18 protein-coding genes are annotated in these 17,975 nt (G+C 64.2%); 4 read left to right on the top strand and 14 right to left on the bottom strand.

Going from position 1 to position 17,975, the window contains the following annotated elements; all coding sequences use genetic code 11:
- Positions 1-31: 31 nt before the first annotated feature.
- The 4 genes from ACIPY2_RS02330 to clpS form a co-directional block, all read right to left on the bottom strand.
- Positions 32-829, bottom strand: a complete 798-nt coding sequence (locus tag ACIPY2_RS02330; RefSeq protein ID WP_400264768.1) for an MBL fold metallo-hydrolase — start codon at positions 827-829, stop codon at positions 32-34.
- Entirely contained in the window at positions 826-1,821 is a 996-nt protein-coding gene (gene murI / locus ACIPY2_RS02325) for a glutamate racemase (protein ID WP_400264767.1), read from the bottom strand. Before murI ends, ACIPY2_RS02330 begins: the two co-directional genes overlap by 4 nt.
- Positions 1,822-1,924: 103 nt before the next feature.
- The gene (locus tag ACIPY2_RS02320; RefSeq protein WP_400264766.1) at positions 1,925-2,491 is read right to left on the bottom strand and encodes a DUF2017 domain-containing protein; all 567 of its coding nucleotides are present in this window, start codon (positions 2,489-2,491) and stop codon (positions 1,925-1,927) included.
- On the bottom strand, positions 2,484-2,846 hold the full coding sequence (gene clpS / locus ACIPY2_RS02315) for an ATP-dependent Clp protease adapter ClpS (protein ID WP_387435904.1): 363 nt from the start codon (positions 2,844-2,846) through the stop codon (positions 2,484-2,486). Before clpS ends, ACIPY2_RS02320 begins: the two co-directional genes overlap by 8 nt.
- Before the next feature lie 37 nt (positions 2,847-2,883).
- On the opposite strand from clpS, the gene ACIPY2_RS02310 reads away from it, so the two are divergent.
- Together ACIPY2_RS02310 and ACIPY2_RS02305 are read left to right on the top strand one after the other, a co-directional pair.
- On the top strand, positions 2,884-4,212 hold the full coding sequence (locus ACIPY2_RS02310; protein WP_400264765.1) for a nicotinate phosphoribosyltransferase: 1,329 nt from the start codon (positions 2,884-2,886) through the stop codon (positions 4,210-4,212).
- The gene (locus ACIPY2_RS02305; RefSeq protein WP_400264764.1) at positions 4,212-4,838 is read left to right on the top strand and encodes an isochorismatase family protein; all 627 of its coding nucleotides are present in this window, start codon (positions 4,212-4,214) and stop codon (positions 4,836-4,838) included. Before ACIPY2_RS02310 ends, ACIPY2_RS02305 begins: the two co-directional genes overlap by 1 nt.
- 190 nt (positions 4,839-5,028) lie before the next feature.
- On the opposite strand, the gene ACIPY2_RS02300 is transcribed toward ACIPY2_RS02305, so the two are convergent.
- The 8 genes from ACIPY2_RS02300 to ACIPY2_RS02265 form a co-directional block, all read right to left on the bottom strand.
- Positions 5,029-6,801: a DEAD/DEAH box helicase gene (locus ACIPY2_RS02300; RefSeq protein WP_400264763.1), complete on the bottom strand. Its 1,773-nt coding sequence runs from the start codon at positions 6,799-6,801 to the stop codon at positions 5,029-5,031.
- A 115-nt stretch (positions 6,802-6,916) separates the two neighbouring features.
- A complete protein-coding gene (locus ACIPY2_RS02295) occupies positions 6,917-7,255 on the bottom strand; it encodes a DUF3039 domain-containing protein (protein ID WP_400264762.1) in 339 nt (112 codons plus the stop codon).
- 8 nt (positions 7,256-7,263) lie between these two features.
- Positions 7,264-8,046 carry a glucosamine-6-phosphate deaminase gene (nagB, locus tag ACIPY2_RS02290; protein ID WP_400264761.1) on the bottom strand — a complete coding sequence of 261 codons (783 nt, stop codon included), beginning with the start codon at positions 8,044-8,046 and terminating at the stop codon, positions 7,264-7,266.
- A gap of 82 nt (positions 8,047-8,128) precedes the next feature.
- On the bottom strand, positions 8,129-9,700 hold the full coding sequence (locus ACIPY2_RS02285) for a transporter (protein ID WP_400264760.1): 1,572 nt from the start codon (positions 9,698-9,700) through the stop codon (positions 8,129-8,131).
- Entirely contained in the window at positions 9,682-10,488 is an 807-nt protein-coding gene (locus ACIPY2_RS02280) for an ABC transporter ATP-binding protein (RefSeq protein WP_400265096.1), read from the bottom strand. The genes ACIPY2_RS02285 and ACIPY2_RS02280 overlap by 19 nt, the downstream gene beginning before the upstream one ends.
- A gap of 88 nt (positions 10,489-10,576) precedes the next feature.
- Positions 10,577-11,677, bottom strand: a complete 1,101-nt coding sequence (locus tag ACIPY2_RS02275) for an NADH:flavin oxidoreductase/NADH oxidase (protein WP_400264759.1) — start codon at positions 11,675-11,677, stop codon at positions 10,577-10,579.
- Complete coding sequence (locus ACIPY2_RS02270) at positions 11,677-12,660, bottom strand: co-chaperone YbbN (RefSeq protein ID WP_400264758.1); 984 nt, start codon at positions 12,658-12,660, stop codon at positions 11,677-11,679. Before ACIPY2_RS02270 ends, ACIPY2_RS02275 begins: the two co-directional genes overlap by 1 nt.
- A 36-nt stretch (positions 12,661-12,696) precedes the next feature.
- Positions 12,697-14,463: a hypothetical protein gene (locus tag ACIPY2_RS02265; RefSeq protein ID WP_400264757.1), complete on the bottom strand. Its 1,767-nt coding sequence runs from the start codon at positions 14,461-14,463 to the stop codon at positions 12,697-12,699.
- Between the two features lie 213 nt (positions 14,464-14,676).
- Here ACIPY2_RS02265 and ACIPY2_RS02260 point away from each other — a divergent pair, with 213 nt between their 5' ends.
- A complete protein-coding gene (locus ACIPY2_RS02260; protein WP_400264756.1) occupies positions 14,677-15,969 on the top strand; it encodes an AI-2E family transporter in 1,293 nt (430 codons plus the stop codon).
- A gap of 78 nt (positions 15,970-16,047) precedes the next feature.
- Here ACIPY2_RS02260 and ACIPY2_RS02255 read toward each other — a convergent pair whose 3' ends face one another.
- On the bottom strand, positions 16,048-16,842 hold the full coding sequence (locus tag ACIPY2_RS02255) for an alpha/beta hydrolase (RefSeq protein WP_400264755.1): 795 nt from the start codon (positions 16,840-16,842) through the stop codon (positions 16,048-16,050).
- Positions 16,843-16,861: 19 nt separating this feature from the next.
- Positions 16,862-17,194: an ATP/GTP-binding protein gene (locus tag ACIPY2_RS02250; RefSeq protein WP_400264754.1), complete on the bottom strand. Its 333-nt coding sequence runs from the start codon at positions 17,192-17,194 to the stop codon at positions 16,862-16,864.
- Between the two features lie 49 nt (positions 17,195-17,243).
- Here ACIPY2_RS02250 and nucS point away from each other — a divergent pair, with 49 nt between their 5' ends.
- A complete protein-coding gene (gene nucS, locus ACIPY2_RS02245; protein WP_400264753.1) occupies positions 17,244-17,939 on the top strand; it encodes an endonuclease NucS in 696 nt (231 codons plus the stop codon).
- The last annotated feature ends 36 nt before the right edge of the window (positions 17,940-17,975 follow it).

Genomic DNA, 17,975 nt, shown 5'->3' with positions numbered 1-17,975 from the left:
CAAGCTTATCGAGGACCGGGACCCGGCCGGGCTAGATCGTGTAGTGGACCCCTGCCACGGCTACCGCCACGTCACCGGGGAAGACAGGCTTCGCCTCGGACATCACCTTGGTCTGCGAGGTCCACACGGGGATATGGGTGAGCAGCAGCCGCTTGGCACCGGCCTTGGTGGCCGCCTCGCCTGCACGTTTTCCGGTCAGGTGGACATCCTTGATGGCATCGTCACGGCCCTCTTCAAAAGCCGCTTCGCACAGGAAGAGGTCCGCACCCTGGGCTGCGTCTTCCAGTCCCTGGCAGGAGTCCGTATCGCCGGAGTAGGTAAGGACCTTGGTAACCGGGGTGCCGTCCTTGCCAGGCTCGGTGGCCGTAACTCGCAGTGCATAGGCCTCTTCCACCGGGTGGTTGACGCCGAAGGGCGTGACGGTGAACGGCCCCACAGTGACTGGCTTCTGCTCGGCCCAGTTGGTGAAATCGAATTCCTCATGCATCCCGGGATCCAGGTCCAACCCGTAGGCCGTCGCCATCCTGTCGGCAGTCGCAGCCGGACCCCAGACAGGAAGTCGGTCCCTGCCCCAGCCGCCGGGCTTCCAGCGCACCGCCACATGCAGGCCACAAAGATCCATGCAGTGGTCCGGGTGCAGGTGGGTCAGGAAGATCGCGTCGATGTCCTCGAGGTCCGTATAGCGCTGGATGGCCCCCAAAGCTCCACTGCCCAGGTCCATGACAATCTTCCACTCGCGCTCACCGTCGTGGGCGGTCACCAGATAGCACGACGCCGGTGACCCGGGACCGGGAAACGAGCCGGTGCAGCCCACAATGGTCAGCTTCACAGGTTACGCTCCGGACCGGCCAGGTTTTCGGTGCCCGGCTCCACAAAATAGGAACGGCGCGAGATGCCGCCGCCGGCACGCGCTGCCGCCAGCATTTCGGGCGTGATCCGGGCCAGGCTGCCCGTGGGGTATTGGGCTGACACGTGGTCTACATGCTTAACGGACAGGACCTCGGGCCCCAGGAACCGGCGGGCAAGGGTTTCGAACTGGGCAGCGTCTCCCGTGGCGATGAACTCGTGGCTTGGAGCGCTGGAATCGGTGCGCTGGATGCCACCGTTGGCGAGGGCGCGATAAACATCCTTGGCGGTCTCTTCGGCGCTGGAGACAAGGGTCACGTCCTCCCCCATCACGAACGAAATAACGCCGGTCAACAGCGGGTAGTGCGTACAACCCAGGACCACGGTATCCACGCCTGCGTGTTTCAGCGGCTCAAGGTATTCGTTGGCCGCAGCAAGCAACTCCGGCCCGGTGGTGATCCCGGCCTCAACGAAGCTCACGAATGACGGACAGGCCACCGAGGTGATGGCAAGGTCCGGTGCCGCAGCAAAAGTATCCTCGTACGCCCGGGAGCCGACGGTGGCTGACGTGCCCATGACGCCGATGCGACCGGAGCGCGTGGCCGAAACCGCGCGCCGCACGGCAGGCTGGATCACTTCGATGACGGGAATCCCGTACCGTGCCGTGTAGCGCTCCCGGGCATCACGCAACACGGCAGCGGAGGCGGAGTTGCAGGCAATGGTCAGGAGCTTGACGCCGGAATCCACCAGTTCGTCCATGACCCCCAGGGCGTTGGCCCGCACCTCGGCGATGGGCAACGGCCCATACGGCCCGTTTGCGGTGTCGCCCACGTACAGAATGGACTCATTGGGCAGTTGGTCGATGATGGAGCGGGCTACCGTCAATCCTCCAACGCCGGAATCGAAGACTCCGATGGGACGTGCGCCCATGAGTTCATTGGAGATGCCTGTTGAGTTGGCCGCGGCTGTTGTCATGATTATTCGAGAATAAGGCTTCGCTTGGTTTGCGGCTATTAGCTGCGTCTCCACCGTCGTGTCTGATTTGTCACACGGTGGTGCGCGGCCGCAGCGGTTCCGATCAGGATTTTGCTCCCCGGGCCGCCAGCATCGACTGCACCAGTGATTCCTGCAGCCAGGTGGTGAAGTTGTAGACCAGTGCCAGATAGCTCTCCACGTCCTCGGCCTGGCTCCAATCCTGCATGCTGTGGATATGGTCGGCGTCGGCCTCATCCCTGATATCAAGGCGCTCGGCAAGGACCAAGCGGACATCGTTGAGGGCCATGGACCACCGTTTGGCGTCGTCGGGGCTCAGCACAAGATCGTCCTTGTCCAATCCCATGGCCGTTGCCCGCAGCGCGCCGATCTTGCTCTCGCGGACGGAGCGTTCGGTCAGCTGCCGGAACTCCAAGGAGGCCTCGTCGTCGTCCTTGACCACGTTGGGCAACAGCCGCAGGAGCGCACGGTCGCTGGGCTTCCTGACGTCCATGTCCAGGCCGATGAGGGCGGCCAGGGGGTCCTCGTTCTCCCGGGCTTCGGACTCGAGCATGGAGATGACATCGTTCAGGAGCCCTCTGAGGAGATCCCGTTCGGCCGGTTCCAGATAGCCGGTGATGCCCTTAAGTCCGTATTTGAATGCCTTAGCCACTCTGGCGGCCGCCCTTCCCGGGTGTCTGGTTGCCGCTCGCGGCCTTCTCCACAGTGGCCCACAATCCGAAGCCGTGCATTGCCACGGCGTGCTGCTCCACTTGTTCCTTGCTGCCGTGCGCCACGATGGACCGGCCCTTCCGGTGGACTTCCATCATGAGTTTGTGGGCCTTGGATTCCGAGTAGCCGAAGTAACTCTGGAATACATAGCTGACGTAGCTCATGAGGTTCACGGGATCATTCCAGATCACCAGGTTCCAGGGGATGTCCGGGGCGGTCAGGACATCGGTGGAGGTCAGCTCTGCAGCTTCCGTCCGCTCGTCGATGTCCGTGCCAAACGCAACGCTAGGGGTCATCTGTCCATTCTATGGCGGCTCGCACTAGAGTGAATTCGTGAGTAGAGCCACGTCCTGGGACCATCCCGCAACTTCCTTGTACACAGACCATTACGAATTGACGATGCTTCAGGCTGCCCTCCATTCGGGCGCCGCGCACCGCCGTTCCGTCTTCGAAGCCTTTGCCCGGCGCCTGCCGGACGGGCGGCGTTACGGCGTGGTGGGGGGAACCGGAAGGCTCCTTCAGGGCATCGCCGATTTCAGGTTCGGGGATGCCGAACTCGAATTCCTCGCGAAAAACAAGGTGGTGAACCAGGAAACCCTGGATTACCTCGCCGATTACAAATTCAACGGTGACATCTGGGGTTATGCGGAAGGCGATGCCTACTTCCCCAATTCTCCCATCCTCATCGTGGAATCCACTTTCGCGGAAGCCTGCATCCTGGAGACGTACATCCTGTCCGTCCTCAATCACGACAGCGCCATTGCCTCCGCCGCGTCCCGCATGACCTCGGCAGCAGGTAACCGCCCCTGCATCGAGATGGGCTCCCGGCGCACCCAGGAGGAATCGGCGACGGCGGCAGCACGCGCCGCCGTGATTGCCGGCTTCGCCAGCACCTCGAACCTCGAAGCCGGCCGCCGCTATGGGATCAGGACCGTCGGGACCGCGGCGCACTCCTTTACGCTCCTCCACGACACCGAACGCGAAGCATTCGAGGCACAGATCGCCGCTTTCGGCCCGGGAACCTCGCTTCTGGTGGATACGTACGACGTCGAGAAGGCGGTGCGGACCGCCGTCGAACTGGCCGGAGACAAGCTCGGCGCCGTCCGGTTGGACTCCGGGGACCTCGTGGCCCAGGCTCAGTGGGTCCGGCAACTCCTGGACGACCTCGGCAATGTCAATACGCGCATTGTGGTCACCTCGGATCTTGACGAGTTCGCCATCGCGGCGCTGCAGTCCGCGCCGGTGGACTCCTACGGAGTGGGCACCTCGCTGGTCACCGGCTCAGGCGCCCCCACGGCAAGCATGGTCTACAAACTGGTCAGCCGGACCAACGACTCCGGCGAGTTCATTTCGGTAGCGAAAGCAGCCAAGAACAAGGCGAGCGTTGGAGGCCGGAAGTACGCGCTGCGGAAGCTCAACGAACGCGGCAAAGCCACCCATGAAGTAGTGGGCATTGGGCACCGTCCCGAGGACGACGGCAACGACCGCTCGCTACTGCAGCAGTTCATCAAGAACGGCGAACTCCTGCCCGGCTGGACCGGGCCCGAAGGGGTGGTCCGGGCAAAGGAACGCCACGCAGCCAGCATGGCCGAACTGCCCGCCGTCGTGAACCGCCTCCAGCGCGGCGAACCGGCGATCCCCACCATTTACGAGGAGGACTGATGTCCAGGGCTTTGATCATTGTCGACGTGCAAAACGACTTCTGCGAGGGCGGAACGCTGGCCGTCGAAGGCGGCGCCGCAGTAGCCGGAGCCATCAGCGATTACGTCGATGCAAACCAGCAGCACTTCGACCACATCGTGGCCACGCAGGACTGGCACATAGAACCAGGCAGCCACTTCTCCGACGAGCCGGACATGGTGGACTCCTGGCCGCCGCACTGCCGCGCCCGGACCAGGGGCGCCGAACTCCATGAGGATCTCGATCCCGAGTTCATCCAGGCCTACTTCCGCAAGGGCCAATACACGGCGGCATACTCCGGCTTCGAAGGAGTCCTCGCGCCCGAGGACGACGTTCCGACCGGCGACCTGAAGGCCGGTGCCACCGTGACCGAGGTGCTCGATGAGGACGCAATCGGCCTCGATGACTGGCTGCAAAGCCACGACGTCGAGGAAGTAGTGGTGGTAGGCCTGGCAACGGACTACTGCGTCAAGGCAACCGCGCTCGACGCCGTGCAGGCCGGGTACACCACAACGGTCATCGCCGAACTCACCGCCGGAATCGCCGAAGACCTTGAGGGCGTATACGACGAACTGGAGGCCGCCGGCGTCGAAGTCGAACGCGACTGACGCTCTCTCACGTCCCGCCCCGGTTCCCTAAACGCTCTCTCACATCCCGCCCCGGAACGGGAGTACGAGGTAAACAACAAACGACGAAACGCCCTCCTTTTCGGGAGGGCGTTTCGTCGTTGGAGGCCACAGTGAGAGAGGAACCGCCCAAACACGCCGGGATGTGAGAGAGGAACGCAAGGGCAGCGCGCTACTTGCGGCCGATGAACCAGTCCTGGAGTTTGCGCAACCGCGCCTGCAGTTGCTCTTCGTTTGCCTGGGCCACGGCGGGACCGCCACACACCTCACGGAGCTTGGTGTGGACCACGCCATGGGGCGTTCCCGTCCGGGCGGACCAAGCAGAAACGTTCTTGGCGAGCTCGTTGCGCAGGTCCATCAGCATCCGATGGTCCGGCACCGTTGGGGCTGCCTCGGCGGCCGGGGCTTTCCGCTTCTTCCGCGATTGCTGCTCGTGCTGGCGTTGGCGGAGCAGCATGCCAACCTGGTCGGCATCCAGGAGGCCGGGGATGCCCAGAAAGTCCAGCTCTTCGTCGGACCCGATGTCTGCTCCGGTACCGAATTCACCGCCGTCGAACAGGACACGGTCAAAGGACGCCTGCGAATCCAGGGCTTCGAACTTGCCCTTGGTGAGCTCATCCGAGGCCTTGTCTTCGCGATTGGCCTCCGCCATGAGGTTCTCTTCCGGGTTGAAGAGTCCGTCCTCATCCTTCTCGGGACGGTCCAGGGCGTGGTCGCGTTCGGCCTCCATGGTGTTGGCAAGCGCCATCAGCGGAGGTACGGAAGGCAGGAAGACCGACGCCGTTTCGCCCCTCTTGCGCGCACGGACAAAACGGCCGACGGCCTGGGCGAAGAACAACGGCGTGGAAGTGGACGTTGCGTAGACGCCCACAGCAAGACGCGGAACGTCCACGCCCTCGGACACCATGCGGACAGCCACCATCCAGCGCTTCTCCCCCGCGGAGAATTCCTCGATCTTGTTGGAGGCCTTCGAATCATCGGAGAGGATCACCGTGGGCGACTCCCCCGTGATCTTCTTCAGCTGCCCGGCATAGGCACGCGCGTCCTCGTGGTCGGTGGCGATCACCAGGGCACCGGCATCGGGCACGGTGCGGCGGACTTCGCTCAAGCGCTTGTCAGCGGCCGCGAGCACGGCAGGAATCCATTCGCCGGCCGGATTCAAAGCGGTACGCCACGCCTGGGAGGTAATGTCCTTCGTCACTGCGGCCTCCCCGAGGGAAGCCGCCATTTCGTCACCTGCGCTGGTACGCCAACGCATCTGACCCGAATACGCCATGAAGAGCACGGGACGGACAACGTGGTCCCGCAGGGCATTGCCGTAACCGTAGGTGTAATCGGCCTTGGACCGGCGGACGCCGTCCCTGTCCTCGGCGTACTCGACGAACGGAATCGGCGAGGTGTCCGAACGGAACGGCGTACCCGTCAAGGAGAGGCGCCTTGCGGCAGGATCAAAGGCCTCGCGGAGTCCGTCACCCCAGGAGAGCGCTTCACCGCCGTGGTGGATCTCGTCAAGGATCACCAGGGTCCGGGCAGCTTCCGTCTTGGCCCGGTGCAGCATGGGTTTGCTGGCCACCTGCGCATAGGTCACCGCCACCCCAACGAACCCGCGGCCGTGCTGGCCGTCGGAGTTCTTGAAGTTGGGATCGATCGCAATTCCCACGCGGGCTGCCGCGTCTGCCCATTGCCTCTTGAGGTGATCCGTGGGAGCGACGATCGTCACCCGGTTCACCACGCCGCTGTCCAGCAGGGTGGAGGCAATGCGGAGCGCGAAGGTGGTCTTTCCGGCGCCGGGCGTTGCCACGGCCAGGAAGTCCTTCGGCGCCCGGCTCATGTAAAGGTCCAAAGCCTCCTGCTGCCACGCGCGAAGCTTCGGAGCCGTGCCCCAGGCTGCACGTTCCGGGTACGCCGGAGGCAGGGATGGGCCACCAAAAAGTGTTTCAGTCATGCGAAGTCCCCCAAGCAGGTGGCAGCGGCCAGCGGTTCCGGTATTTCTCCCGGCACGCGGCAGCAGACCGCTACGCGGAAAGGATCAACAAGGGCCTGTTTCTTCTTCCCACCCACTACTTGGAGTTGCCCGGGCCGCCGTCTTTTCCACCGTCATTGCCGGGACGGAGGCCTTCGTAGATCTCCTTGCATTCCGGGCACACGGGGAATTTTTGGGGATCGCGTCCCGGTGTCCAGACCTTGCCGCACAGCGCAATGACCGGCTCCCCGGTCATCGCGGATTCCATGATCTTTTCCTTGCGGACGTAGTGCGCAAAACGCTCACGATCGCCGGGTTCCACTTCCTGGCGCGTCTCTTCGCGCTCAATGGTGGCAGTGGACGTTCCGGCTCCGGAAAGCTCGCGCATGGGGTCGTTTTCGAATGGATCCGGAGGCAGCGTAGTCATGGCATCCATCTTACCGTCTACAGGCCCTGCCACTCCGGCTTGTTGTCGTAGGTGTGGCGGTAGTAGTCGGCCAACTTCAGCGAGGAAGCCGCCGCTTCATCCACCAGGATCGTGGCGTGCGGGTGCATTTGCAGCACGGACGCCGCGCAAATCGCCGCCACGGGGCCCTCGACGAAATCGCGCACAGCCTGGGCTTTCTGCGCTCCGGTAGCAACCAGGATCACGTGCTTGGCGTCCATGATGGTGCCGAGGCCCTGGGTAACCACGTGGTGCGGTACATCATCGATGCTGTCGAAAAAGCGGGCATTGTCCTTCCGGGTTTGCTCGATCAGCGTTTTGATGCGTGTCCGGGAAGCCAACGACGAACCGGGCTCATTGAAGCCGATGTGGCCGTCCGTTCCCACCCCCAGGATCTGGAGGTCCACTCCACCCACGGCCTTGATAGCGTCCTCATATGCCTGGCAGGCCGCTTCAAGGTCCTCGGCGGCGCCGTTGGGCCCGTGGACGTTTTCCGGCTTGATGTTCACCCTGTTGGTGAACTCACGCCTGATGACCTCGCGGTACGACTCGGGATGTCCAGGCTCCAAGCCGACATATTCGTCCAGGGCGAATCCGTGGGCCTCGCTGAAATCAAGTCCGCCGGCGTCGTAACGCCTGGCGAGTTCGTCGTAGATCGGCAGTGGCGAGGAGCCGGTAGCCAAGCCCAGCACCGCATTGGGCTTGCGCCTGACAAGCGCCTCAATGGCGTCTGCGGCGAGGGCGCCGATCTGCTTGGTGCCAGGGAGAATGACAACTTCCATCGTCACGGCCTTTCTACGTCGGTTGACTTCTTAACTCTGAGGATATCCCATGTCCCACAACTGTGGGCAGGGTGTTACGTCTTCAGCGGTTCACGCTCAATTGGGCATACATCTCGGGACCTCGCGCATCCAGCCATTTGCCTCCCAGCCGCACGCCCACCACCAGCAGCACACCGCCTAGCAAAGGACCCACCACAAGATTGATCCATCCGGCCTCCGGTCCGCCACTTACCAACTGGACTATGACAAGGGCCAGCTCCGGGAGGAGGAGAACGGTTAGAGCCAACATGCCGACGCCCTGAACCGCGAGGGTCTGGGCAACATTGCCCGGGGGCTTCTTGAACGGGCTGTCGCCGGGCAGCGGAACGGCAACGTTGTAACGGGCCGAAATCACGGAGGACAAGCCCAGGCCGGTGAACAACGTCCCCAGGGACAGGCCAAGCAGGTTGGGCAACCAGGCCCAATCCCCCGTGATGAACAGGGGCCCGGCAGTGAAAACAAGGACCAATGGCAACGAAATCGCGAGGCATGCGGCGGCACGGCCCACGCGGTCGTCAACGCCCCGCACGCCGGAAGCAAGATGGAGGGCGAAGGCAGTGTTGTCATAGGAGATGTCCGCCGAAATGGACCACGCCATCATGAATGCGGTCAAGGGGCCCAGTATCATGAGCAGCCCGTAACTGCCGCTCTGGTTAGCGCCAAAGGAGAAGATCACCGGAAGGAGCGGAACCACCACCAAGGATCCCGCATACCTGGGGTCCTTCAACCAATAGACCAAGGCCCTGGCGGCCACCGCTCCTGCCGGGGTTCCCGGCAGGAGGGCAAACAGCCCAAGCTTGCCGCCCTTTTTCGCGGAGCCCCCGGAATAGGGCGGAGTGACCAACGCGCGTTGCAGCAAGAGATGCCAGAACAGGAACAGCACGGCTACGGTGGCCACGGCTATCACTGCCTTGACAACGGCGGCACCTGCGTGGCCCCGTTCCAAGTCGCCGCCCAAGGACCAAGCCGCTCCAAGCGGCGTCCAGGACACAGCGCCGGCCAGTTGTTGCAGGTAGTCCCCGCTCCCGCGGATGCCTTCCGCAATGCCCGCCATGATGGGACCAAGCAGCACCAGCGGCACAAAAACCACCAGGCTGCTCACGTCTTTGAACCGGCGGGAAGCTGCCAGGCCGGCCGTGGCTGTGGTAACCACCTTGGACAGCACCACGCAGGTCAACGCACCCAGCAAGGCCCCGAGCAATGCGCCCGCTGCGGACGGAAAGCCACGGGACCAGGTGCCAACCGTTCCAAGGGAAGCCAGCAAAGTGGCAAGACCGGGAATGCCGATAAAGCCTGCCAGGGCCAGTCCTGCCAAGAGCTCCCGGGGAGGGATGGCAAAGGTGGTGAACCGCGAAGGATCCAGCGTCATATCGGCGGCCGATGCAATCAGCGGAATGACGCCCCACCCTATGACCGCCGCCGCCCCGCCGAGCACCACCACGGTGTGGGCAATCTCGGCGTCGACCCACCGCAGCGCGATCAGCCCCGTCACCAGGAGGGTGAGCATCCCCAGCGTGTAAAGCAGCCCCAGGCCGATTCCGACCAATTGGAGAGGGCTTCGCTTGAAGCCGTTAAGGAGCAACCGCCATTTGAGTCTCAGAAGGTGCGCAACCATTCCAGCCCCTCTGTCCGATGACCGCCGCCTACCAGCTGGACAAAGCGTTCCTCAAGCGAAGTGCCCGCCCGCACCTCGTCCACCGAACCCGCGGCCAGGATCCGTCCACCGGCGACGACGGCTACGTGGCTGCACATGCGCTGGACCAGGTCCATGACGTGGCTCGACACAATGACCGTGCCGCCCGAGGAAACATAGGCCTCCAGGATTCCCCGGATATTGGCGGCAGACACCGGGTCCACCGCTTCAAAGGGCTCATCCAGAACCAGCAGCCGCGGCGCATGGATCAGCGCCGATGCCAGGGCTATCTTCTTGGTCATGCCTGCCGAGTAGTCCACCACCAGTGAACCGGCGTCAGCTTCAAGATCGAAGGCCGCCAGGAGTTCGGCAACGCGCGATACCACCACGTCCCGTTCCATTCCCCGCAGCAAGCCGGCATAAGTGACCAGTTGCTCGCCCGTCAGGCGGTCGAAAAGGCGAACGCCGTCGGGCAATACGCCCATCAGTTTCTTGGCCTCCAAAGGACGGGTCCAGATGTCCACGCCGTGCACCAGGGCCGTCCCGAAGTCCGGACGCAACAAGCCGGTGGCCATCGACAGCGTGGTGGTCTTGCCCGCACCGTTCGGACCCACCATGCCAAAGAACGAACCGGGCGGAACCTCCAGGTTGATGCCGTCGACGGCGATCTTCTCACCAAAGCGCTTGGCGAGTCCCCGGATGGACAGGGCTGCAACCGGCATCCCTGCATGCTCGCCGGACGGCGGTAGCCGGGAGGCCATGGGCGGCATGGATTCGGGCAAGGGCTGGCCGGTGGCCTGATGGTCTGGTTCGGTCATGGCTCCAGCCTAGCCTCGCCCCGCCACGACGGCGCCGGACCTAGAAACCGTGGCGGGGAATGGCCCGTTCGTACTGCGGAACCCAGTTGATGTCGTGGCCCAGCTCGTAGGCAGCCCGCAACCACCAGTGTGGATCCCGCAACGCTGCCCGGGCCATGAACACAGCATCGGCGCGTCCGTTCGCCACTATGTCCTCAGCCTGGGCCGGACTGGTGAGGAGGCCCACGGCACCGGTGGGGACACCGGCGTCGTGCTTCACGCGTTCGGCGAATCCGGCTTGGTAGCCCGGCGCGGCCTTGATGGATTGGTGGGCGACTGCACCCCCGCTGGACACATCCACCAGGTCCACACCGCGGGCGGCCGCGGCGGCGGCGAGCCGGACGGACGCTTCCACGTCCACTCCCCCGTCGGCCCAGTCCGTCGCGGAGATTCTCAGCAGCAGCGGCATTGAATCCGGAATAACGGCGCGCACGGCATCCACCACCGTCAACATCAGGCGGTTTCGCCCCTCCTCATCTCCTCCCCAGCGGTCGCTGCGGGTGTTGATGAGCGGGCTTTGGAACTGGTGCAACAAGTATCCGTGGGCGCCGTGGATCTCGACGGTGTCGAAACCCACGGCCACCGCACGTTCGGCCGCTTGGGCAAAGTCCGCCACGACACCAAGGATTTGCTCTTCGGTCATGGCCGAGGGAGCAGCGTAGCCGTCGAAGGCGCCGTCCGTGGGCCCCAGTGTGTCCCAACCGCCGTCGGTTGCAGGTACGGATCCGGACTTGCCGGAGAACGGCCAGTACGTGGAGGCCTTACGCCCTGCGTGCGCCAACTGCGCCCCGATTTTGCAGTCGACGGCGCCGTGGCGGTGCACGAATTGCACGATCCGTTCCCACGACCCGGCTTGTTGATCTGAGTAGATTCCGGCATCGCGGGGGCTGATCCGCCCCACCGGATTTACGGCGGCCGCCTCGGTCATGATCAGGGCGGCGCCACCGGCAGCAAAGGAGCCGAGGTGCATCAAATGCCAGTCGTTGGGGACACCTTCGCCCGTTTCGGGGGTGCAACTGTACTGGCACATCGGGGAAACCCACCCGCGGTGCGGAATAGTGAGCGAACGCAGCTGAAGGGGGCTGAACAGAGCCGAGGGCACTAGAACAGAACCCTTGCCAGTCCTTGGCGCGCCTTGGCCACACGCTCATCCGTGGTTCCCACTACTTCAAACAGTTCCAAGAGGCGGACGCGTGCTGTCTCCCGTTCCGGCCCGAAGTTGCGGCCAATGAACGCGATGATCCGGTTGAAACCATCCTCGATGTGGCCTCCGGAGACATCGAGGTCGGCCACTCCCAGCTGGGCCTCGAGGTTGTCGGGCTCCCGGGCAGCCAGTTCCCTGAGGCTTTCGGCTTCCGGCGCGGAGAGTTTTTCCAAACGGGACATCAGTTCCACTTGGGCCAGGCCTGCCTTGGCATCGGAATCGGCAGGTTGTTCCAGAAGGGCCTGCTTGTAGGCCGCTGCTGCTCCGGCGTAGTCGCCGGCTTCGATCGCGTCGATGGCCGCCTGATGCAGCGGCGGCAGCGGGGCAGGTTCGCCATCCCCCGCCTGGGAGGCATCGCCGATGCTGCCGGTCACGCCATTCGCAGCCGCGACCTGGAGGAGCTCATCGACGAGGCCGCGGATCTGTGCATCATCCGCCGGACCTTGGAACAGCGGCACGGGCTGTCCCTTAATCACGGCTACGGCGGTGGGAACTGCCTGGACCTGGAAGGCCTGGGCCAGTTGGGGGAAGGAGTCGACGTCCGCGGCGGCCAGGACGAGGCGTCCGCCGTAGCTCTCCACCACGCGCTGCGCGGCATCAAGGACGCCGGAAGACTCAACGGCATAGGTGGACCAAAGAACGAACAGCACTGGAATCTGGCCTGACAACTGCACCAGGTCCTGGAAGTTGCTTTCGGTTGCATCCACGCGAAGTGAAGGACCGCCTGATTGCTGCCCATCGGCGGTTTGACCGGTACCGGTGGCCGGCGGAGGAGATTGCGGCGGTGCAGGCGGGCGGCGCAACGACGAGAGGTCGACGGCGCCACGAAGGTTGAGCTGGCTGGCAGCGGCTGGAGTGGGTCGGTATCCGGGCGAACTCATACCGTCCACTCTAGCCGCTGCCTGCGCGGCATCTGCCTACTTGAAGCTTGCTCCCACCAGCCCGCGGGTGGCTGCCACGAGCTTCATCGGATCGGACGACCCTGCCGGCGGAATGTAGACGGCAACAGACTCGGCGAAGTTCAGGCTCATTCCTGTGGTGGTCTCCTTGCCACCGGCGAAGACAGCGGAGTCGTCTTCGAGGACGAGCTTGTCTCCGGCAGCCTTCGGAGTTCCCTCGAAGGAGAAGTCCAGGCGTCCCACAACCAAGGCCCCGCCATCGGCCGTGCGCAACACAACCGTCTGGTTGGTGACCGGAGTATGGGCGAACTTGAAGTTGGCGCTCGTCCCGTTCTTGACCGTATCGGCCTGATACGCAAGGGCACCGGCAATGTATGGCGACGACTGGCCGTCCGCGAGTTTGCTCCGGTTCGGAGAGTCGGGCGTCGTCAGCATTTCACCGAGGATGCCCAACGCCTCGTTGCCGCTGTAGGCCAAACCGGTCTTGTCGTCGGCTGCGGCCGGCTTGGTGCCGTCACGCGGAACCGGGAAGGACGGGAAGTTGGTTCCGGGCTGGAGCGGTGCGGTCCCCCACAGCTTGTAGTTCTCGCGGGGCGAAAGCTGCACGAGTGTCAGAACCTGGGGAACCACGTTGCCATCGCCCTGGGTGAGGGCGAATACGGTCCGCGGCCAGTCACGCTTGGTGCTGATAACACTGCTTTGGAGCTTGGTGGCGCGCACCGGCATGCGGGGCTCGTACGCGGAGACCGCTGTACGGATCTTGTAGTTGGCGGTGCGGACCTGCAATTCCATCTTGTCCACCCGCGGAGCCAGCTTTGCTGCATCCTTTGCAGCATCGGCGGCATCCACGGTGCTGGCTACCTGCTCCAGGATGCGCTGCAGCTGCGATTCGAGCATGACGGGCTGGCCGCCGGCCGCGCCGGAGGCGGAGGGGCTCGGTGTGCCCGAATTGGTGGCCGGAGCCGGTGTCGCTTGGGCAGCAACAGCCGTCCCGCCAACCAGGACCGCCACCAAGGCGGCAGCAACAGCCGGGATACGGAGTGCCGAACCGTCGGTGCCCTTAGCCGGTCGATGGGCGGCGTCGTCAGCGGCAGGCTGAACCGGGAGCGCCGTGGTCCCTTCGTCGGAACCCGCTCCACTGCCTCCGTTGTTGTCGCCGTCCTTGCGGCGGTTGCTGAGCGCCTTGGCGACGAACGGCAAGGCAGCGCCGGCGAGGATGATGATGATGCCCAGCACAATGAGCGGCACAGCCCAAGGGGTGGTGGCGTTGTTGGGGAAAGTCATGGAGATCGACGACGGCGCCGGCTTGGTGCCGTCGCTGGCGAGCAGCAGTGACCAATCACCGCCGGCAGGCGGGTTCCAGGTGTAGTCGAGTTCGCCGTTGCCGTCCTCGGTGTTGACCCAGAGGTCCGAACCCGCCGGGCTTGGCGCGGTCGCTTCGCCATCGGCTGGGGAGACTTCCAGGGACTTCTGGTCCTGGGAAACGCCGGTCACCGTGTTGTGGGCAGTCTTTCCGACCCAGGCGTTGACGTCGTCGGGACGCCCGGTGGCGACGATGAAGTTGCCTTCACCTTGGATCTTGATCTTCACCGGACCCTCGTGGAGAGCGATCAACTTTTGGTCGATCACCGTCAACGGGGCAGCTTTAGTGTCACTGGGTACCGAGGCCGTCACGGTCTCGGAGGGAGCCCAGAAAGTCAGCTGGCCAATGCCGGCCAGCATCGTCAGCAGGCCCAGCAGCACCAGCAAGGCTGCAGTCTTCAAGCGCACAGGATCACCTATCATCAGCGGTCGTTGAAATTCAAGGGTAACCGTTTTGTTATCAAAGAGTCAGATCGGCTGCAACGCCCGGACACGCCCCGATCCCCGTCACGGCGCCGTCAAAGCGCAATTACGGGCTCCTGATAGTGTGGCGATGATCATGATATCCGGGCGGATATCACCCTTGTTTAAAGTGTTGCACCCCATGCCACCACAACGAAAAGGCAGCAGAACCGCGTGAAAGACCACTTGGAGCCCCGTCCCCTCGATGAGCCGGGCCAGGCCGCGGCCGATGCCCCCGCCGATGGGACTTCCGTGACGGTTCCGGTCCGCACCGGACGCCTGGCCGCAGTGGCCCGCCGGCTCCGGCAGCCCATACCCGGCGCCCGCATGCGCGTCAGGTTCGAGATGCCGCCGGAGAATGAGACGGACGTCACGGTGGAAGGCTCCCGCGGCGAGGACGATCGCGGATTCGGCGCCCCCGGGCCCCGGATGTCATCCCAGCACCCGCTGTACGTCGGTTTCATGGGTACCGCGGGCGTGGGCGTTGCGCTGCTGGTGTTCTACATCGCCAGCAACACAAGCCAACTGCTCTTGTGGATCCTGACCGCCTTGTTCATCGCCCTGGGCCTGGACCCCGTGGTCAGGTGGTTGGAATCCCGGCGCATCCCGCGTCCTGCAGGCATCCTGATCTCGGTTTCAGTTTTGGTGCTCGCCGTGGCCGGCTTCTTCGCCACCCTGATCCCGACCATCGTGAACCAGGTATCGGACATCGTGCGGCAAGCGCCGGACTGGATCCGCGACTTCCTCAACTCCGATTTCTTTCGGAACGTGGACAGCCAGTTCGGCCTGCGGGACCGCATCACCCAGGAACTGGATAAATTCGGCCAGAATTCAGAGGCCGTGGGCGGAATCTTCGGCGGGGTGGTGGGCTTCGGGTCTTCCGTGGCAAATGGCCTCTTCGGCACCCTGATTGTCCTGGTCCTTAGCCTCTACTTCCTCGCGGCGCTGCCCTCCATGAAGAGGTGGGCCTATCGCCTGGCTCCGCGCTCCCGCCGCCCCCGTGTGGAAGCACTGTCCGAGGCAATCACGGATTCGGTGGGCAACTACGTGATCGGCCAGGCCTGCGTGGCCCTCCTGAACGCGGTCTTCGCGTTCATCGTCATGACGATCCTTGGCGTCCCCTTCAGCGTGCTGCTCGCCTTTGTCGTTGCGTTGCTTGCCTTCATTCCGCTCGTCGGCGGAATGATCGCCGCCATCGTGGTGATCCTCGTGGCCCTGACCGCCGGTTGGCAGACGGCCGTCATCTACGCCATCGCTTACTTTGCCTACCTGCAGTTCGAGGCCTACTTCATCTCGCCGCGCATCATGCAGCGCGCCGTCGCGGTTCCGGGCGCAGTGGCGGTCATCTCCGTGATCGCCGGGGGAAGCCTGCTCGGTGTCCTCGGCGCCCTGATCGCCATACCGACAGCGGCGGCCATCATGCTGCTGATCAAGGAAGTGTTCATCGTCCGCCAGGACCGCCACTAGCCACTGGAGCCGGGCCAGGAGTTCGCGGCCCCGGAGCCGGGCTGAGCGTTCGCTGCCCGGCTATCGTTCGCTGCCCGACTATGCGGTAGCGACCTGTCCAGCCCAGACGCGGGGAAGTCCGTCCGCTCCCGCGCCGGTTTCCGTGACGTCGTCGACGATCTCATCCAGCACGCGGGCCGCGTACTTTTCGCCGACCCAAAGGTGCTTGGCGCCGTCGACGCCTACCAGCCGGGCCTGGGGCACCAGGCTGAACCGGGCGGCCGCTTCGGCGGGCTGCAGATAGTCGTCGTGCTCCGGAACCAGCACGGTAAGGGGCTTGCCGGAGGCTGCCCATTCCTTCAAATGAACATCGGTTGCGCGATGCAGCGGCGGCGAGAGCAGGACGGCCCCCTCGATCTTGGAAGCGACAGGTTCCACCGCCCCGTACATCAGTGCAAGTTCGGTACCAAAAGACCAACCCACGAGCCAGCGGTTGGGCAACCCGCGTTCGACCGCGAAGTTCACAGCCGCTTCGACGTCGTAGCGCTCTCCGATGCCTTCTTCGAATTGGCCCTCGCTGGTTCCGCGCGGTGACTGGGTCCCACGGGTGTTGAACCGCAGGACGGCGATTCCGGCCAGGGCGGGGAGCCGGTAGGAAGCTTTTCTGTAGACGTGGGAATCCATGAATCCACCGTGGGTGGGCAATGGGTGGAGGGTGATGAGCGTCGCCACGATCTCTCCGGTTTCGGGGAGTGCAAGCTCCCCTGCCAGGACTTTGCCGTCTTCGGTGGTGAACTCCACGTTTTCGCGCCGGGCCGGCAGCACTGTGGAGGCCCGGATCTCCGAGGGAGAATCCTGGGCGGTGAAAACGAGCGTGGACGGATCGAAAGTCATGCCACCAAGCCTAAGGGACTCAGCGGTAGCGGTAAGTCCGTGAGGTCCAGCAGTTGGTGTGCCAGTGGCGTCGTTCGGCCAGTCCGGCTGCGTCGCCGAAGATGTGGTCGTCGGACCAGACCACCAAGTGGGCGATCCCCGGCAGGATCGCCGTGTTGCACCCCGGGCAAATGTACTGTTTCTCGGCTTTGCGGGCGGTCATGGTACGGACCATCCAGTCTCCATCGGGAGCACTCTCCCGCCTTGCGATCCCCGCACGGGCCCTTTCCAAGTCCAGCTCCGGACCGTCCGCCAACCACTTGTTGGAACGCGTACCGGACGCGTTGCGGCGTGGGCGGTTGGATCGTGGCATGCTTCCATTCTGCCCCAGCGGAAGGCCGGTACGCGGTAATGTTGGGCGGGTGCGACTCGTCATAGCCCGTTGTTCTGTTGATTATGTTGGCCGCCTCAAGGCCCATCTCCCGCTCGCCACCCGGCTCCTGCTCGTCAAGGCCGACGGCTCGGTGCTGGTGCATTCCGATGGAGGTTCCTACAAGCCGCTGAACTGGATGAGCCCGCCCGCCACGCTCAGGGTGACCGCCGCCGAGGACACCGAAGTGGAGGAAGGCGTGGTGGAACAGTGGACGGTACAGTCCGCCAAGACCGATGACCGGCTCATCATCAACATTTACGAACACCTGCACGACACCTCGCATGAACTCGGTGTGGATCCCGGACTTATCAAGGACGGAGTGGAGGCAGACCTGCAGCGTCTCCTCGCCGAGCAGATCGAAACCCTCGGCGCCGGCTACTCGCTGATCCGCCGGGAATATTTCACTGCCATCGGGCCGGTGGACATCCTCGCCAGGGATGCCAGCGGAGCCACCGTTGCCATCGAGCTGAAGCGCCGTGGCGATATTGACGGCGTCGAGCAGCTGACCCGCTACCTTGAACTCCTCAACCGCGATCCCCTCTTGGCGCCCGTCCGTGGGATCTTCGCTGCGCAGCAGATCAAGCCACAGGCCAAGGTCCTCGCCAACGACCGCGGCATTGACTGCGTCACGTTGGATTACGATGCCATGCGCGGGGTGGATGACAGCGAGTCGCGGCTCTTCTGACAGGCAGTCCTCCCGGTGCTGTGCCGCAGGCCACTA

This window comes from Paenarthrobacter sp. NPDC089675 (genome assembly GCF_044749185.1).
Taxonomy (GTDB): Bacteria; Actinomycetota; Actinomycetes; order Actinomycetales; family Micrococcaceae; genus Arthrobacter.
The sequence above is the reverse complement of the archived record's forward strand: the minus strand, read 5'-3'. Positions and strand labels throughout refer to the sequence as shown.

Coding starts and splice junctions, on each gene's coding strand:
- murI (WP_400264767.1), bottom strand. CDS start 1,821: ATGACAACAGCCGCGGCCAACTCAACAGGCATCTCCAATGAACTCATG.
- clpS (WP_387435904.1), bottom strand. CDS start 2,846: ATGACCCCTAGCGTTGCGTTTGGCACGGACATCGACGAGCGGACGGAA.
- ACIPY2_RS02305 (WP_400264764.1), top strand. CDS start 4,212: ATGTCCAGGGCTTTGATCATTGTCGACGTGCAAAACGACTTCTGCGAG.
- ACIPY2_RS02300 (WP_400264763.1), bottom strand. CDS start 6,801: ATGACTGAAACACTTTTTGGTGGCCCATCCCTGCCTCCGGCGTACCCG.
- ACIPY2_RS02295 (WP_400264762.1), bottom strand. CDS start 7,255: ATGGATGCCATGACTACGCTGCCTCCGGATCCATTCGAAAACGACCCC.
- nagB (WP_400264761.1), bottom strand. CDS start 8,046: ATGGAAGTTGTCATTCTCCCTGGCACCAAGCAGATCGGCGCCCTCGCC.
- ACIPY2_RS02285 (WP_400264760.1), bottom strand. CDS start 9,700: ATGGTTGCGCACCTTCTGAGACTCAAATGGCGGTTGCTCCTTAACGGC.
- ACIPY2_RS02280 (WP_400265096.1), bottom strand. CDS start 10,488: ATGCCGCCCATGGCCTCCCGGCTACCGCCGTCCGGCGAGCATGCAGGG.
- ACIPY2_RS02270 (WP_400264758.1), bottom strand. CDS start 12,660: ATGAGTTCGCCCGGATACCGACCCACTCCAGCCGCTGCCAGCCAGCTC.
- ACIPY2_RS02265 (WP_400264757.1), bottom strand. CDS start 14,463: ATGATAGGTGATCCTGTGCGCTTGAAGACTGCAGCCTTGCTGGTGCTG.
- ACIPY2_RS02255 (WP_400264755.1), bottom strand. CDS start 16,842: ATGACTTTCGATCCGTCCACGCTCGTTTTCACCGCCCAGGATTCTCCC.
- ACIPY2_RS02250 (WP_400264754.1), bottom strand. CDS start 17,194: ATGCCACGATCCAACCGCCCACGCCGCAACGCGTCCGGTACGCGTTCC.